The organism is Pseudodesulfovibrio profundus (genome assembly GCF_900217235.1).
GTDB classification, from domain to species: Bacteria; Desulfobacterota; Desulfovibrionia; order Desulfovibrionales; family Desulfovibrionaceae; genus Pseudodesulfovibrio; species Pseudodesulfovibrio profundus.
In genome coordinates this window covers 3,768,238-3,784,171 of the sequence record NZ_LT907975.1, presented here as the reverse complement: position 1 = coordinate 3,784,171, position 15,934 = coordinate 3,768,238, and the positions used below count along the sequence as shown (strand labels likewise).

23 protein-coding genes are annotated in these 15,934 nt (G+C 55.4%); 17 read left to right on the top strand and 6 right to left on the bottom strand.

What is annotated here, in order from left to right:
* Positions 1 to 70 precede the first annotated feature (70 nt).
* Positions 71 to 238: a hypothetical protein gene (locus DPRO_RS20165; RefSeq protein ID WP_157917546.1), complete on the top strand. Its 168-nt coding sequence runs from the start codon at positions 71 to 73 to the stop codon at positions 236 to 238.
* A complete protein-coding gene (locus DPRO_RS17640; RefSeq protein WP_097013254.1) occupies positions 235 to 438 on the top strand; it encodes a hypothetical protein in 204 nt (67 codons plus the stop codon). The genes DPRO_RS20165 and DPRO_RS17640 overlap by 4 nt, the downstream gene beginning before the upstream one ends.
* A 38-nt stretch (positions 439 to 476) precedes the next feature.
* Here the strand turns inward: DPRO_RS17640 and DPRO_RS17635 are convergent, their stop codons facing one another.
* From DPRO_RS17635 to DPRO_RS17615, 5 genes are all read right to left on the bottom strand, one after another.
* Positions 477 to 1,244, bottom strand: a complete 768-nt coding sequence (locus tag DPRO_RS17635) for a DNA adenine methylase (protein WP_097013253.1) — start codon at positions 1,242 to 1,244, stop codon at positions 477 to 479.
* Positions 1,245 to 1,433: 189 nt separating this feature from the next.
* Positions 1,434 to 1,688, bottom strand: coding sequence for an ogr/Delta-like zinc finger family protein (locus DPRO_RS17630; RefSeq protein ID WP_097013252.1), 255 nt, complete (start codon positions 1,686 to 1,688; stop codon positions 1,434 to 1,436).
* A 35-nt stretch (positions 1,689 to 1,723) separates the two neighbouring features.
* Positions 1,724 to 2,710: a phage portal protein gene (locus tag DPRO_RS17625; protein WP_097013251.1), complete on the bottom strand. Its 987-nt coding sequence runs from the start codon at positions 2,708 to 2,710 to the stop codon at positions 1,724 to 1,726.
* 9 nt (positions 2,711 to 2,719) lie between these two features.
* Positions 2,720 to 4,489, bottom strand: a complete 1,770-nt coding sequence (locus DPRO_RS17620; RefSeq protein ID WP_097013250.1) for a terminase large subunit domain-containing protein — start codon at positions 4,487 to 4,489, stop codon at positions 2,720 to 2,722.
* A gap of 154 nt (positions 4,490 to 4,643) precedes the next feature.
* Positions 4,644 to 5,711, bottom strand: a complete 1,068-nt coding sequence (locus DPRO_RS17615; protein WP_097010253.1) for an IS5 family transposase — start codon at positions 5,709 to 5,711, stop codon at positions 4,644 to 4,646.
* A gap of 163 nt (positions 5,712 to 5,874) precedes the next feature.
* Here DPRO_RS17615 and DPRO_RS17610 point away from each other — a divergent pair, with 163 nt between their 5' ends.
* The 14 genes from DPRO_RS17610 (at position 5,875) to DPRO_RS20775 (ending at position 13,699) form a co-directional block, all read left to right on the top strand.
* A complete protein-coding gene (locus DPRO_RS17610; RefSeq protein ID WP_157917545.1) occupies positions 5,875 to 6,765 on the top strand; it encodes a GPO family capsid scaffolding protein in 891 nt (296 codons plus the stop codon).
* Positions 6,766 to 6,774: 9 nt separating this feature from the next.
* Positions 6,775 to 7,812, top strand: coding sequence for a phage major capsid protein, P2 family (locus DPRO_RS17605; RefSeq protein WP_097013248.1), 1,038 nt, complete (start codon positions 6,775 to 6,777; stop codon positions 7,810 to 7,812).
* Between the two features lie 73 nt (positions 7,813 to 7,885).
* The gene (gene gpM, locus DPRO_RS17600; protein WP_097013247.1) at positions 7,886 to 8,602 is read left to right on the top strand and encodes a phage terminase small subunit; all 717 of its coding nucleotides are present in this window, start codon (positions 7,886 to 7,888) and stop codon (positions 8,600 to 8,602) included.
* Positions 8,603 to 8,688: 86 nt separating this feature from the next.
* Positions 8,689 to 9,153, top strand: a complete 465-nt coding sequence (locus tag DPRO_RS17595; RefSeq protein ID WP_097013246.1) for a head completion/stabilization protein — start codon at positions 8,689 to 8,691, stop codon at positions 9,151 to 9,153.
* A complete protein-coding gene (locus tag DPRO_RS17590; protein WP_097013245.1) occupies positions 9,150 to 9,614 on the top strand; it encodes a phage tail protein in 465 nt (154 codons plus the stop codon). Before DPRO_RS17595 ends, DPRO_RS17590 begins: the two co-directional genes overlap by 4 nt.
* Positions 9,607 to 10,302, top strand: coding sequence for a virion morphogenesis protein (locus DPRO_RS17585; protein ID WP_097013244.1), 696 nt, complete (start codon positions 9,607 to 9,609; stop codon positions 10,300 to 10,302). Before DPRO_RS17590 ends, DPRO_RS17585 begins: the two co-directional genes overlap by 8 nt.
* Before the next feature lie 15 nt (positions 10,303 to 10,317).
* Entirely contained in the window at positions 10,318 to 11,436 is a 1,119-nt protein-coding gene (locus tag DPRO_RS17580; protein ID WP_097013243.1) for a DUF2586 domain-containing protein, read from the top strand.
* 8 nt (positions 11,437 to 11,444) lie between these two features.
* Positions 11,445 to 11,900 (top strand): phage protein, encoded by a 456-nt coding sequence (locus tag DPRO_RS17575; RefSeq protein WP_097013242.1) that lies wholly within the window; start codon positions 11,445 to 11,447, stop codon positions 11,898 to 11,900.
* Positions 11,901 to 11,910: 10 nt separating this feature from the next.
* Positions 11,911 to 12,114, top strand: a complete 204-nt coding sequence (locus DPRO_RS17570; protein ID WP_097013241.1) for a TraR/DksA C4-type zinc finger protein — start codon at positions 11,911 to 11,913, stop codon at positions 12,112 to 12,114.
* A complete protein-coding gene (locus DPRO_RS17565) occupies positions 12,111 to 12,524 on the top strand; it encodes a DUF5675 family protein (protein WP_197706485.1) in 414 nt (137 codons plus the stop codon). Before DPRO_RS17570 ends, DPRO_RS17565 begins: the two co-directional genes overlap by 4 nt.
* Complete coding sequence (locus DPRO_RS17560) at positions 12,524 to 13,024, top strand: hypothetical protein (protein ID WP_097013240.1); 501 nt, start codon at positions 12,524 to 12,526, stop codon at positions 13,022 to 13,024. The genes DPRO_RS17565 and DPRO_RS17560 overlap by 1 nt, the downstream gene beginning before the upstream one ends.
* A 5-nt stretch (positions 13,025 to 13,029) precedes the next feature.
* Positions 13,030 to 13,239: a hypothetical protein gene (locus DPRO_RS17555; RefSeq protein WP_322788595.1), complete on the top strand. Its 210-nt coding sequence runs from the start codon at positions 13,030 to 13,032 to the stop codon at positions 13,237 to 13,239.
* 17 nt (positions 13,240 to 13,256) lie between these two features.
* Complete coding sequence (locus DPRO_RS17550; protein ID WP_097013238.1) at positions 13,257 to 13,553, top strand: putative phage tail assembly chaperone; 297 nt, start codon at positions 13,257 to 13,259, stop codon at positions 13,551 to 13,553.
* Positions 13,550 to 13,699 (top strand): DUF6890 family protein, encoded by a 150-nt coding sequence (locus DPRO_RS20775; protein WP_407681415.1) that lies wholly within the window; start codon positions 13,550 to 13,552, stop codon positions 13,697 to 13,699. The genes DPRO_RS17550 and DPRO_RS20775 overlap by 4 nt, the downstream gene beginning before the upstream one ends.
* A 56-nt stretch (positions 13,700 to 13,755) precedes the next feature.
* Here DPRO_RS20775 and DPRO_RS17545 read toward each other — a convergent pair whose 3' ends face one another.
* Positions 13,756 to 13,971, bottom strand: coding sequence for a hypothetical protein (locus DPRO_RS17545; protein WP_097013237.1), 216 nt, complete (start codon positions 13,969 to 13,971; stop codon positions 13,756 to 13,758).
* Positions 13,972 to 14,171: 200 nt separating this feature from the next.
* Here DPRO_RS17545 and DPRO_RS17540 point away from each other — a divergent pair, with 200 nt between their 5' ends.
* Positions 14,172 to 15,932, top strand: a complete 1,761-nt coding sequence (locus tag DPRO_RS17540) for a phage tail tape measure protein (RefSeq protein ID WP_097013236.1) — start codon at positions 14,172 to 14,174, stop codon at positions 15,930 to 15,932.
* Positions 15,933 to 15,934: the final 2 nt, after the last annotated feature.

The window sequence follows — 15,934 nt, the reverse complement described above, 5'->3', positions numbered from 1 at the left end:
TCCAAGCTGTGTTTACCACCCGGCATTTTTCTTTTTGCGATGCCGACTTAAACACACTTGGAGTAGCCTCATGGCACAAGCAACCCCCCTTTCCCCTGTTGAGGACATCCGCGACGTAGCGGACATGCTGGACCAGCTGCGCGAGATCGTACCGGACGAATTCACGTCCCTGGACTATCTGGCCGGCAAGTTATTCGGTATTGCCGAAGAACTGGAAACGCGGGAGGTGACATCATGACTCCCGAAGACGCACGCCATCGGCTCTATCTCATTTCCTATGCCCTTGAAGAACTCAGTCGAGTGACCGAAGATTCAAAAGACGCAACACTGTCCAGCACACTGGACATACTGGCTATATCCATGGGTGAAGCCATGGGGGTTGTGCATCCGCACATTCCAGATTCACCGCACCATTCAAAAACAAATCGAAGACGATAAAAGAAACAAGCCCCGGCATTCGTGTCGGGGCATTCTTATTAGTAGTTTTTAATAAAAACCTCGCCAGCCGTTTTCGTTTTTTTGCCGCCGCCGACGGTGTATTTTGTTTTTGTTGTGATGATATCGAATCCGTCAAAGATATCCCGGACTTCTTTGCAGTCATTGAGGGATAGTAGGAACTTGCCTTTTACTCCCCTCAGTATTTCGGCGAGTTCAACAAAGTCATTTTTGGTGAACAAGCCACGTCCGTAAAAGAACTCTGTTCCATAGTATGGTGGATCCAAATAGAAAAACGTTTCTTCACGATCATACCGCGTAATGTACTTTGCCCAGGGCAGATTTTCGACCGTCACACGCGCCAGTCGCAAATGAACGTCTGAAAGCTCTGTCTCCAAACGGAGCAAATTAATTGGCGGGTATCCATTTACGTTGACGCCGAAGTTACGCCCGGTCACTTTCCCGCCGAAAGAATGGCGCTGCAGATAGTAAAATCTTGCTGCACGCTGGATGTCGGTCAAGCCACCGGCCTCCATCTGTTCCTTGAATTCTGAAAAGGTTTCTCTTGATGACAAGATGAATTTGAATTGTTTGCAGAATTCCTCAAGATGGTTTTGCAGGACTCGATAGAAGCTGACCAGGTCGCCATTGATGTCATTCATACTTTCAAATTTGCTGGGATCCTTGCGGAAGAATACCCAGCCAGCACCGGCAAAGGCTTCAGCATAATGCTTGTGTTCGGGAATGAGATTGCAGATCTGATCGGCCAGTCTTGATTTACCGCCGACCCATTTCAGGGGACTTTTCATGGTGTTATCACCTTTACAGGTTTGACCTCGCCTGCTACCACCCTCAAACCCTTGAATAAAGGGGAGGAGTAGCGGCTTCGGTCGTGGTCCGATGTGGCAGCATCGAGCCAGTGGGGACGCTTTTTCCGTCCTCGCCTACTCCGCTTGCAAACAAGCCCCGGCATTCGTGTCGGGGCTTAGTTTTTGAGGTTATGAACCGGCATGGGCAAAAAGTGATGCCTGCTGTTCGGGTTGGGTTTCGCTGATCCGCTTTCGCAAATCCTGGGGGAGAGACAGTGCCGAAGGGCTGACCGTGTGTGAAAATTCGATGCTCATGACAAAGCTATGACCGCAGTCCTGGTTGGTGCAGTAACAGTATGCTTCCTTCAGCTTCGGATCCACGGCGTTGGAACTGTGGATCACGGCGACATCTTCGCAGATGGGGCAGTACACTCGAAAGGCCATTGTATTTCCCTCTTGGATTCATGACATTGGAGTTATCACATTGGGGTAGTTTCATTTTTTGGGTCAAATGAAATCCTGTCTTTCGGGAGCAGCACACGGTTAACGGACGCTGCCAGGTGTTTTCGGACAGGCTGTATTTCGTTTTTCTGGTAGACTTCATCGGCCTTGGTTATGTCGCCGAAGCCGGATTGATTCTGTGGGATGAGACAGGCCAGGGCAGGCTGTATCCGGTGCGCCGCGATAATGTCATCGCGGGACAGGTTTTTTATTTTCTCCAAATCGTCTTTGGTGGAGAAGTCACCAACCGGCTTGATCTGGACGTCATCCTTGTCCCCGTTCGGGATATGCAAAAACATGGACCGGAAATTCCCCACCCCCTTGGAACCTTCGACGGCTTCACGGACTGCCTTCTTTGAGTCCTCGTCCAGCTCACCACCAGCGTAAAAAACATATCCCATGTGAGCGCCGTTTTTGTAGTACCTCCGGCGAAACAGGGTTGCATCCTCGTTGAGCAGCATGGACTGGATAGCGCCAAGGTATCCCGGCAATCCGTAAATTTCCTGATTTACGTCATAGTTCTTGATGTGCAGGACTTCATCGGGTTCAAATTCCACTATCGCCCCATACGGTTGGAGCATGCAGTACCTGTTCGGCTCTTTCATGCGCCGCATGTTGATAAATGGCAGGTGCCGCAATTGGACGACCTCACCGAAGCCGTTGCGGATCTTCTGAAATGTGGCGTTGGCGAAGACGCCAAAGTCAATCACTACCGCATTCATGGCCTCATGGGACACCGCCCACGACTCTTTGAAGCTCTGCATGACCTGCAGCGCTTTGAACTCTATGGCCGGGCCATGGTAGGCGTTTGCCCGAAGCAGCCGGGCCAATCCCTTCAAGGGAACCGGCGTTTCATAGTAACGGCCATTATCCACCAGCCAGGTGCCGAGGGAATCATAGATTGCACCGGCCATGACCGGTTCGGGGTCGCCGAAGGTGAAAACCAAGGGTTCGCTTTCGCTCATATCTGCTCCTTATTTGCCGACGATTATCTCAATCTTTTTTTTGTATTTCGTGTTCAGCGGTTCGTTATGCAGGGCGTGCATGATGGCCCATGCAACGTCAGCATGGCCGGTGGAGGCTGTACGCGCAGCCGAGTAGGTAATGAATCCGGTGGTCGATGTGTCCTGACGAATCGTGAGGAATGCGTGGGCTATGTCATTATGTACGGAATCCCATTCCAGCCTACCGTTTTCGATGACGTCCTTGGCTTTGAGGACCAGCTGGCTTTTGATCAACGGAGAATAGTGAATAGCGGTGGCCGGGAAGAATGACTTCACAATGTCATAGACACCGATGCCGGGACCTGTGGTGTCGATGCCGATGTGAGAGAAGTTGTACCGTTCGGTCAGCTTCTTTATCTGTTCGGCCTGCCAGGTATAGGATTTATCCACCCACTTGAAACGGGCTATGACGCGAAACTTTCCCCCTGGCTGTTCCGGTGGTGCCAGAACAACGAACGCGGCATCATCTCGGTTGCGGCTCGGATCGTACCCACCCCATACCTGTCTGTTACCGAACGGGCGGTCGACATCGGGATCAACGTCGTCCCAATCCTCTGGATCGGCCATACATGCTTCGAGCTGCCGCAACCGGAACACCGCCTGCAGCTCGTCCACAAATTCGCACATGAACAGATTCTTGAACTCGTCATCGCTGTACTGGATCTTCAGGTACTCGATGTCGAACAGATCACAGCCCCCCTTCTCCGCATCCTTCAGGGTAATGATCTTGCGCCATGTCTTATCCGGGCAAACAACGCCCTTCTGCATATCCTTGAAACCCGGAAATTCCTGACGCCTGCCCTTTTGCTTATAGCGTCGATTGAAGCGGTCACCTGTCCACAAATCATAGGCTTCATGGGTGACGGCTGATGGCGTTGAAAACAGCGTGATGCGCCATTTCTTGTGCGAGGCCATGGCCGTGGCGACCTTGTACAGCTCGTTGAATTTCGTGATCCAGAAATATTCGTCAATATAGACATGGCCGGAATGTGACTGTGCCGATTTGGAATTGGTCGACAGGAAGATAAGTGAGGCCGAGCCGTGCTTGGCGTGCAGGACTATTTCTTCCGTGCCCTTCAGCTCAATATCAAACTTATCCTTGACGATGGCGACAATGTACCGCCGGAAGACATCAGCCTGCCGACGAGTTGCAGAAAGGAATATCTGGTTATCGCCGGTCAAGACGGCGTCTTCAAACGCCTCCTGGGCAAAGTACCAGGTCGCGCCGATCTGGCGTGACTTGAGAATGTTTCGGCTTCGGTGGACTTTTTTGGCTTCACGCAGCTCATGCTGGTACTCGAAAAAGTCCTTGTGGAACTTTTCCTTGAAATCCTTTTCCGTCAGGTGGGAGACATCATTCTTGATGACCTTGCCGCGCTTCTTCTTTGGCCTGCGCTTTCTGCCGCCGACAACGGGTTTACCCCCGTCCTTTTCCTCGTTGGCAGATTCCAGTTCACGAAGACGCATTTCCCGTTCGCGGAGCATGTACTGATGAAGACGATCCATTTCCTTTAGATCGCCATCCGTTTTGTTATCTCGCTCGACCAGCAGATTGAAGCGACGCGCTATACACTGTATCGCGTCTTCATTGATTTTCAGATCATCCCAATTGTACACCTCTTTCCAATGATACAAGGTGCGTCGGGCAATCTTCATCTCTTTGTGAATCTCGGGAATCTTGTTTCCACGAAGATACAGCGACTTTGCTGCCGCTATTATTTCTGCTGAATGCTGCGCCATGCAGTATCGAGACCTCTGCGCATCCCCTTTTCGCGTCCGTGCCTTGCGCTCCGCACCCAATTTGATGTTCTGACCGCACCCCAGCTTGGGCTCATTCCCGGCCTTTTCCTGCCATTTCTGGCCGAAATGCCGGATTTTGGACGCACCTCTCCCTTCAGGCTCGCGCCAGTCGAACAGCTTTTTTCAAATTGAACGCCATGGCGAGGATGTGGAACTCTCCCTCCACCTTCTCACGACCCACGTATCGGGACCGAAAGAATGCGTAGCCACGTTTGAGTGTGCCGAAGGCCCGCTCGACTATTTGCCGAATGCTGCTGATGTCACGGTTGCGGGTCTTTTCGAAGTCTGTCAGCCTGCCGCCACGAGGCGTCTTGTCCATGGTTCCGTCCTCCAAATCGCGATCAAACAGAATGTCCCGGTTCTTCCCGCTGCAATAGCCCTTGTCCGCATAAACCCGTGCGCCGGGATCAAGGCCGACGCCATTCACGAGCCGCTCGAATTCGCCCGTGTCCGAATGGTTCGCGGGAGTGATGTGACCACAGAGCAGAAACCCGTCTCGACTGTCCGTCGCGGCATGGAGCTTGTAGCCGTAATAGGCCCGATTTCTCTTGCGGAGCCAGGCCGCCTCCTCGTCATCCGAATAGCTGACCCGGCAGTCCACCGGCCCATCCTGTTCTTCGGCGTCCTCGGAACGGTCCTCAGGCATCACGTCGATAACCTTGCGCGGCCGCCGCTGCGACTCGACTACCGAGGCGTCCACCACGGCTCCCTCACGGACAAGAAGCCCTTGTCCTTCAAGCTGGCGGTTAAGCATGTCGAGCAAGGAGTCCAGCACCTTCAGGCGGATCAAACCGTTACGGAAACGGCATATGGTGGTCTCGTCCGGCACGTCGTCCTCGATGGAAAAACCGGTAAATCTGACAAAGGAGAGCCGGTCGAGCAGCGCCTGCTCCACGCCCGGATCACTCAGGTTGTACCAACGCTGCAAGAGCAGAATCTTGAACATCGCCAGAGGCGGATAGGCGGGATTGCCCACGGCGTTGGCCTTGCGCCTGATCTTCTTGCACAGAAAGGCGTTGATGGGCTGCCAGTCGATGAGTTCGTTGATCTCATCCAGAAATGTGGTCTTGGTTCTGCGGTGCCCCAGGAAGTAATCACCCAACCGAGGTCCTTTCTGCCGAATAGCCATGCCTTCCTCCTTTGGATGGAGAAATAATAGCATAATAAATCAAATAGTTAAAGAGTAAAAGTGTGGGATTTGCCGTGCAGAGGTCTCGTATCAATACATTGCCACTACATAGACCGCGCCATATTCAATTCCGATTTTACAGTAATCGGAATCGGTTTTATTGCTTCCGGTTTTCCTGCACGCGTACTCTTGCCGCATGCCGAATACATTCATTACCGACTGGAAAAAAATAGGGCAGTCCGGCCCCACCATGGACGGACGGGAGATCGAAGGTCAGTGGCTGCTCGATGCCGCCGACACCTACGATCCCGATACTTACACCGCCGTGATCTGGATTGACCATTTCCGGTTCCACGGCAGCTTCGGCAAAGTGGTTGCACTGAAAGCCGAAGAAAAAGACGGCATTGTCAGCCTGTATGCCAAACTGCAGCCCAATGAATGGCTGTTGAGCCAGAACAAGAACAAGCAAAAGCTGTTCACCTCCATGGAGCTGACCCCCGATTTCGCCAAGACCGGCAAGTGTTACCTGACCGGCCTGGCTGTGACGGATATCCCGGCCAGCCTGGGAACCTCCGAACTCCACTTTTCCCACCGCAAGCAGAACCCCGACAACTTTCTGGTGGATGGCGTCGAACTCGGCGACCTCCAGGAAGAATTGTCGGAGAGCGAAGCCATCACATGGTTCACCAAAACCTTACGGATGCTTGGCTGCAGTATTCCCAACAACCAGGGGGATTCCCCCGAACCCGAAGAGGACACCATGACTGAACAGCAGTTCAACGCGCTCATGGGCAAGTTCGACGATCAGGACAAGCGTCTCGCTTCGCTTGAACATTTCGCCGCGCAGAAGCCCAAACAGGATGAAGAGGGCAAAGGCTCTGACGCCGGTGCCGCCCCTGAAGCCGGAAAGCAGGACTTTTCCGCTGAAGTGAACGAGGCCATCAAGCCCTTCACCGAAAAGCTGGGGAAAATGGAAGCGGCTTTCAATGCCAAGGTCGACGACCTGACCAAGCGCTTCGAGCAGGCAAAGCCCGGTACGCCGGTTCCCGAAACACAGAAGCCCGCCGACGGCGCCAAAGTCCTTTAGGAGGGAACCATGGAAGTCACCACCCGCGAAATGTATCAGCAGCTCTGCGACAGTATGGGCGAAAGCTACGGCGTTCAGAATGTGCATCAGCAGTTCGCTGTTGAACCATCCATCCAGCAGGAACTGCAGGACAAGATCATCGAGCAGTCTGAATTTCTGCAACTCATCAACGGTAATGTCCCGGTTCGCGATATGAAAGGCCAGGTCATTTACGGTTCTGCCAACAGTTCCGTTTTGAGCCGCACCGACACCTCCGGTAACGGAGAGCGTGTTCCTGCCAACGTACTCGGCCTGGACCCCAAAGGGTACGAGCTGCACAAAACCAACGGCGACGTGGCACTGCCCTATGCAACCATGGACTCCTGGTCCATGTTCCCGGACCTGTCTACGCGATACACCCGCTACGTGCAGGAAGCCATTGCCAACGGCAAGGAGATCATCGGTTGGTACGGTGAAACCGTGGCGATAACGACCGACAAAGCCACCTTCCCGATGCTCCAGGACGTAAACAAGGGCTGGATGCAGTACATGCGCGAAAACAACGCGGCCCATATCATCGAAGAGGGCGAAGCTCTTTCCGGGGTTATCAAGATCGGCCCTGGTGGCGACTACACCAACCTCGATCACGCCGTTTCCGACATGAAACGACTGATCCCCCGCCACAAGCGCAAAGACCTCATTGTTCTGGTCGGCGACGATCTGGTTTCCGAAGAGCACACGCAGCTCATGGAAGCCATCGGCATGGACCCGCAGAACAAGGTTCTCGCCAAGTCTGCCATGTCCACCATCGGCGGCCTGCCCTGGATGACCCCGTCCAATTTCCCCAGCCGTGGCCTGGTGGTTACTTCGCTCAAGAATCTGTCCATCTACACACAGAAGGGAAGCTGGCGTCGCCACCTGAAGGACAACCCGTCCAAGGACCGTGTGGAAGACTTCAACAGCTTCAATGAAGGCTATGTCGTGGAAGACGTCGAGGCGTTCGTGGCTCTGGAATTCAAGGACGACAACGTCAAGGTCACCCGCGACGGTGGCCAGAACTGGGTTTAATCTTCCTTAATTTGCACAGAGGGGGCGGCCTAGCTGCCCCCTCACCCACCAATAAACGCGGAGGAGCAACTATATGAGTCTGGCACTGCAATGGAAAAAACGAGTTGAAAACGGTGAAACTGAGCCGCCTGCAACAGTTGGCAGCTCCGGCCCCGGTGGCAAAGGGTCCGTGGACAAACCCACGCTCATGAAGCTGTTGGACGATGCGTTGGATGTGGCCCGTAAGGGTCTGAAAAGCCTGCGCTCCAAATCCGACAAGGTCGCCCACAAGAAAGAAAAGCTGATCCCCGAATTTCAGGAGTATGTCGACCGGCTCATGGACAAGGGCTGGGCGCACGACCTGCTGCCCTGGCACATGATCTGGTGCCTTGACGCCGGTCTCATCGGTCCGGCTCTGAAGGTCGCTCATTACTGCATGGAGCAGGGAATCCAGCCGGATGAAGAATACTTCCGGCGAGACATCCCGACTCTTGTTGCCGACCTGACCCATAAATGGGCTGAACAAAATTTCAAGGATGGGCTGAGTTCCGAGCCGTATTTCAGCGAAGTCTATGAACTCGTTGTCACATCAAGCGGCACTGATCCCTGGGCGCAGCACGATGAAGTTCGCGCCAAGTATTTCAAGCTGAAAGGTCTCATTGAATACGAGGCCGGGAATCTCGAAACCGCCAAGGACAATTTCGAGAAGGGCGTCAAGGTCGGCGCGACGGTCAAGACCGTCCTGGCCGAAGTCACCAAAAAGCTGGAAGACGCCAAGCCAGCAGTAGAGACCGAGGAACGCGCAACCTAGCTCCTCCAACCCGTCGCTGCCCCCAAGGTCTGTTCGGGTAATAGCCTGGCAGCAGACCGACGGGGGCAGCCAATAAAGGATAGATCATGAGCTTTTCCGGCAAAACCACCGCAGAATCCACCGCCATCGTCCAGAACGACGGCTGGTGGCCCGACTTTTCTGTTGCCGATTTCCAAAAGCGGTACCGGATGCCGTCCGAGTATGCCGAAGAATTACTGGTGGACGGCCTGCAGATAGGCGCAGCCTGGGCGAACAAGGAACTCATGGAGTGGAAGGCAGGACAGGTCGCATCCGGGTTTGCCGGACTTTCCGAGGTCCCCTGCGAGTCGAAGCTGGGGAATGACACCCTGCACCTCATCAATTACCGACGGGCTGTCTACAGCCACGCCAAAGGGTATCTGCTGCAACAGTACCCCACGGTGGATCGCCGGGAAGCTGCCACCAATGAGGCCAGGGAAAGCGAAGAAACCGAAAGCAAATTTTACGAGTACGCCCAACAGGCCATATCCGACATTTTGGGCAAGAGCCGGGTTACGGCGGTGTTGCTATGAAGAAACTCAAAGCACTGACTACTGCCCTGCAGGATGCCGGAGCCTTCAAGGATTCCGACTATTCAGCCGTTGACCAGGGCGCATACTTCTTCACGGGCAAGGATCTCGGCCATGGAATCGAAGTGGCGAAGCTGAAGTATGACGCACACATTCAAATCGAGAACCTCCCGGATCGGGACAGCTATACCCTGCTCGTTTTTATTCCTGCCTGGCTCGCTGACAATGATGCCGACCGGGAAAGGGACGGTTTGGCCGACCCGGACATTGACATCAGCCTCAACGGTGACGGCACCGCTGACGTCGAGTTGTTGATCGAGTTCGAGGAGAGCCTGCAGCTCATCCCTGATGGAAATGGATCCATCCCCTACAACGGCCAGATGTGGACGGTTGCCGATGTCCCCATAGACATAGCTGAAGGCGTGGACAAGGTCGCAAAGCAAAGCGAGGGAGCCAATGGCTAACCAGCCGTTCCAGCTTGACACCGATCCACGTGGACGCATGCGGCTGTATGAACAGTTGGACATCGTTTCTCTGCCGCATCGGACCCGCCGCAATATCACCATGCGGATGGGGCGATCCATCATCAAGGACGCCAAGCAGAATATCAGGCGGCAACGCACTATCCATGGCCTATCCATGGCTGAACGCAAAGGGACACGCACCAAGCGCAAACTTCTGCGGAAGATGGGCAAAGGGCTGAAACCTTTTATGCGGGGCCCCAACCGTGTTGACCTGACCTGGGCCAATGGGATGACCGCCAAAATCGCGGACCGGCATCAGCGCGGGATACCCGAACAATGGACCGCTCCCAAAGCCGAGAAGGTGTACGGCAAGCCGGATTACGACAAGCCCGCCACCAGGGGACAAGCCAGGGCATTGAAAGCGGAAGGGTACCGGCTTCGCGTCAAAAAAAAGCGCGGCAAGGGATGCACGCTTCGCCGCGTTTCCATGAAGTGGATCATGCAGAACCTTACCGTTGGTCAGGCTGGCATCATTCTCCGACAGATGCGCGACAAGACCAGGCGCGGCAAACAGCGCTGGGAAGTGAAGCCGACCGCCCGGCCCTTTCTCGGCCCCAAGCCGGGGACCGAACCCAAATTTCTAGACGACCTCGCCAGAACGGCGTTGTCCCAAATACGCAACCGTTAACGATAGGAGTCCGTCATGGCGCTCGGAAGTGTTGATGTCAACAAAGAGAATTTGAAACAGGGCGACATTGCTGATGTCGAACGATTCTTCATCTATGTCGGGCTTGGAGCCGGTACCAATGAAGGCAAGCTGCTGTCCGTGAGCAACGACACAGACCTGGACGTTGCTCTTGGCTCTGCCGACAGCAATCTGAAAACACAGCTCGACGCTGCTCGAAAGAATGCCGGGGAAAACTGGTTTGCCGCCGTGTATCCCCTTGACGGTGTTGCAACCTGGGATGTGGCTGTCGACTATATTATGACGCAGATGTCCTGCGAGGCGTTTGTCCTCACGGATGCTGTTGCTTCCGCTGCAGACATTGAGAGCATGCAGGCCAAGGCCGTTGAAATTGAAGGCCAGTATGGTCGTCCCATCATTTTCATCCCCACCTGTGCGGCCATTGATCCGCTGACCGAATCCTGGCCTGATTTCGTTTCCTCCCGCAATGCCATCCTGAATGGTATCGCGGCTGACCAGGTCAACCCGGTTGCCACCATCTGGGATGATGACCAGGGCGTATACTGCGGACGCCTCTGCAACCGTGCCGTAACGGTTGCGGATTCCCCCATGCGCGTGGAGACCGGCCCTGTGGTCGGCGTCCGGTCGATCAAGCCGGTGGACAATGCCGACGTCGAAGTGTCCATGGCCCAGCTCAAAGCACTGGACACCGGGCGCTGGTCGGTTCCGCAGTGGTATCCCGATTATCCGGGTGTCTATTTTGGCGACGGTAACGTGCTGGATGTTCCCGGCGGCGACTTTCAGGTCATCGAGAATCTGCGCGTCACCCACAAAGCCATGCGCAAGGTACGCGCCCTGGCTATCGCCAAGGTCGCCGACCGCAAGCTCAACTCCACCCCTGCATCAATCGGCTACCATGAATCGTATTTCATGCGGCCCCTGCGCGAAATGAGCAAGTCGGTTGAGATAATGGGCATCACCTTTCCCGGCGAAGTGCAGCCTCCCAAGGAAGGCGACATCGTCATCAGCTGGGCCACCAAGACCAAGGTCTCCATCTACATGGTCGCCCGCCCCTACAACTGTCCCAAGGAAATCAAGTGTCACATCATGCTGGATCTGACCAATTACGCTGAATAGGAGGCGTCATGAGCCGTATATCTGGAAAAAGTTTCGACTTTTATGTGGGGGACCTGCTGGTTCACGCCGACAAAGTCTCCCTGGACATCGAGGACAACCGATCTGTTGCCAAATCGCATGGCGTTCCTGACGGGACCGTGTCCGGTGACGTTGGGGCTTCCGGCTCCATGGACCTGGATGCCACGGCGTTCAAACTCATTGTTGAAGCAGCCCGTAACGCCGGGAGCTTTGAGGACCTGGCCGACCAGCCGTTTGACTGCGTGTTCCACGCCGAGACCAAGCGGGAGAAAAAGAAGGTTGAAGCCTTTGGCTGTGTGTTCAAGATCGAGTCGCTGCTCGATGCCGACAGCAACGGCGGCGACAAGGACATCACCAAGCTGGCCTTTGACGTCACCAGCCCGGATTTCATCCGCATCAACGGTGTCCCCTATCTGTCCGAATCTTCCACCAGGGACCTGATCTAGGAGCAACGGCATGGCTGATTTCTGTGACGATGCAAGCAACCTTGAATGTCTCGCCCGGGAAGCGGCTCTTGCCAATGCCGGACTGAAAAAGACCAACAAGCCCAGCCGGGAGACGTGCGCCGATTGCGGCGACGTCATCCCGGCCCCCCGCAGAGCGGCGATCCCCGGCGTGGAACTCTGCATCACCTGTCAGACCCAACAGGAGGAACAATGATCAATACAGCTGAACTCATCCGTTTGGAAAAATCGCTGGACGGCACCTTTGGCGTCCTGAAACTGGACGGCAAAGTGTTCTGTGTCACCCTGGAACCGGAAGACAAGGACAACGCCCGAAACATTTCCTGCATCCCGGAAGGCGTGTACCGCTGCAAGCGCGTGAACTCGCCCAGGTACGGCAACACCTTTGAGATCACCGGAGTCCCCGACCGGACGCATATCCTGATTCACCCCGGCAATGTCGAAGATGATTCCATGGGCTGTGTCCTGCTGGGCAAGCATTTCGGGTTTCTGCGTCACAAGCGTGCCGTGCTCAACTCCGGCCAGACGTTCAGAACCTTCCTGCTCGGCGTCGCTGACCAGGATGCGTTTGAACTCCGCATCACCGATGCATCGGGAGGTGCCTGATGGGCTTCTTTGCAAAGGTCACCGACTTTTTAACGGGCGGGACGGTCTCGACCATCGTGGACACCGTGAAAGATTATTTTCCCCCGTCCATGAGCGACAAGGAAAAAGCCGAATTGTCGGCAAAGATCCGCGAAGCTGAATACCAACGGGAAAAGGGGCTGCTCGAGCTGGCCGTGGAAGCTGACAAGGAAGTGACCCGACGCGCCGCCGAACTGGAAGGGACGGCCAAGGACCTTAAGACGGTTCCGCTCATCGGTCCGCTGGTCATCTTCCTGCGCGGCTGCATGCGTCCGACCTTCGGCTATTTCACCCTGTTTGTGGACTGGCAGATCTTCTCCAATGCCTGGAAGGTCAAACTCACCCTGGACACCGGCGATTTCACCGCCGAAGGCATCCTGATCATCGCCCTGAATATCCTGGTGCTGGGCTTCCTGTTCGGCGAACGGACCGTCAAGAATCTCATGCCGCTGTTCACCAAGTTCATGGAGGCCCGAAAGTGACCGCTATGGAGCGAATAGACCTGCAGGAGCTGCTCGTGCGGATTGATGAGCGGGTGAAGTCTATTCAGGACGACATACGCGAGATCAATCTCGCCCGAAGCTGTGCGAGTCACACGGAAAAAATAAAGACCCTCGAGCGCCTTGTGTGGGGGTGTCTGACCGTATCGACCGGTCTGGCCGCCCGTCTCGTTTATCTGGCGATCGCAACATCATAACCTTTTGGAGGAGCATCATGAAAAAGACCATCACTTTGGACATCAACGACAAGCCGATCACCTTTCACATCGAACCGGACGATTACAACCGTTTCCTCAATGAAATGCAGCCGAACAACAAGGTTTCCCCGGCGCACAACTTTCTGATGCGGACGGTGGACGAGGGCTGCAAGGAGGAACTGAAAGAACTACTGCTCATCCCCGGCGCACCGCTGACTATCGTGGGCGACCTGGTTGAGGAGTACACCCCAGATCTGCGGATCACCGTGGGAAAGTCGAAGCGGTCGCCGAACAGCTCCGACGCGACCCCATAGGGCAGTTTTACACGTTTCACCGCAAGTGGTTCGGGGAGCGGCCCGTCACCGAACAATCACTGGGCGAAGCGCTGTTTCTCGAGAACGACTATTGGGAACGGATGAAAGTGGCCGTGAATAACGGGATACTGACCGCCCTGAAATAAGAAAGCCCCGGAACGGGGAACCGAACCGGGGCTTGCAGAAGGATTTATGGATGCAGTCAAGAGCTGGACGAATCAGGAACAGACGGATGCAGCGGATACAAGGCCGAGGCGCAATCCTCAAGGTTGCGATACAGCAGCATGAGCGTGGATGCCAGCCCCTCTTCTCCCTCGTGGAGTCTGGACTGTTGCAGCGAGAGTTCGTCCAGCGTGTGGGCTATTTCCCAGAGTCTGGCCGCTGCGGCTTCAGGAGTCATTCTTACGGGGTGGGTCATTGCGTTTCCTCCAAAAAAAGATGCCGGAGTGATCCTAGCCTAACCAGGCTTGGGGACCTCGCGGTTACCCCACACTCCGGCAAATTCCTTGATGGATTGCCTAAAACAAAAACCGACGTTTTTCGCCTGTCGATTAAGGGCGGGTTAGTTAGGAACTCCATCAAGCATGAAAACGGGCGCGTTGTCAATGGAGGCCTGGCGTGAGCAACAAACTGCAGAAGCTGATGTTTTCCATCAATCTCATCGATAGGGTTTCAGCGCCTGTTGCCAAGGTGCAGAAACACCTGTCCGGCATGGCTGCGGCTTCCGAACGAGCGTTTACCCAGGTGGGAACGGGCGCTGCCGGGATAGCCGGTGCCGGGTTGTCGTTCATGGGACTGATCAACCCTGCCGAGCAATTGCGCCAGGCCATGGGCGAGGTGGCAAGTCTCGGCGTTGAAGATTCCACCCTGAAAGGGCTGTCTGACCAGGCGCTGCAGTATTCCATCAAGTATGGCCGCGCTGCGGACGGGTTTGTCCGGTCGGCGTATGACATCCAGTCGGCCATTAGTGGGCTTCAAGGCAATGAACTGGCCGTGTTTACCAACGCAGGCAACGTGCTGGCGACCGCTACCAAGTCGGATGCAGGGACCATCACCAATTACATGGGTACCATGTACGGCATCTTTCAGAAGGAAGCCGACAAGATGGGCAAAGGCGCCTGGGTCGAACAATTGGCCGGTCAAACGGCGACGGCGGTCAAAATGTTCAAGACCACCGGTTCCGAAATGTCAGCGGCATTTACATCTGTTGGGGCCAACGCCACGGCGGTTGGCATCAACGCCGTGGAACAGATGGCCGTGCTTGGCAAGCTGCAGGCCACCATGTCAGGCAGCGAGGCCGGTACGAAATACAAATCATTCCTGGCCGGGGTCGGACAGGCACAGGAGAAGCTCGGTCTGTCTTTTGTCGACAGCCAGGGCCACATGCTGCCCATTCTGGACATTCTGGAGAAAATTCAGGGCAAGTTCGGCAACGCGAAGAAACTGGCCGATTCAGACCTGTTGAAACAAGCGTTCGGGTCCGAGGAAGCCTCGTCCCTGCTGAAACTGCTTATGCAGGACACCAACGGGCTGAAAGCAAGCATGGACTCAATCGGACAGGTCAAGGGCATGGAGGCGGCATCCGAGATGGCGTCACACATGGTCACGCCGCTGCAACGCATCTGGCAGGGGGTGCTCGGCATTACCACGGCCCTTGGGCTGGGATTGAACCCGGCACTGGATCCGCTCATCAACGGGATGGCCAATGCGGCCGCAACCATGACCGCATGGATGGGGAAATATCAAAACATCACGCGATGGATCGGCTACGGCGTACTCGCCGTATTCAGCATGACGGCCGCTCTCGGCACACTCAGTGTCGTCATGGGGCTATCAAAGCTCGGGATGATTGGGCTGGCTCCGGCCATCAGCGCGGCCAGGTGGGCTTTGGCGCTGTTTACCAAGCAGGGACTCATCGCCAAGGGCGTCATGTGGCTGCTGAACACCGCTTTTTGGGCCAACCCCGCTGTCTGGCTGGTTGCCGCCCTTGTTGGCCTGGTGGCTGCGGTTGGCGCCGTCATCTACTGGTGGGACGACCTCAAGGCCGCATTCCTGGATACCAGCTGGGGCAAGGGGATCATGCAGATCATTGACTGGCTGTTGAAAGGGTTCGGGATGCTGTCCGACAATATCGGATGGGTTGTGGACAAGGTCGGCGGTTTCTTCGGCTTCGGCGAAGATGAGACCATTTCTTCTCCCTCGCTGGATTCAGGCAGAAAGATGGACGCTGTCCCCGGTGGGATGACCACCCATATCGCCAATACCGTTGCCAAGAACCGCAGCGACAGCCGGACCATCGGCAAGCAGGAAAACCACTTCCATACCAACATGAGCAACCAGGAGCTTGAAGAGCGCGTGTGGTTGTTGGGAGGGAGGTAGGC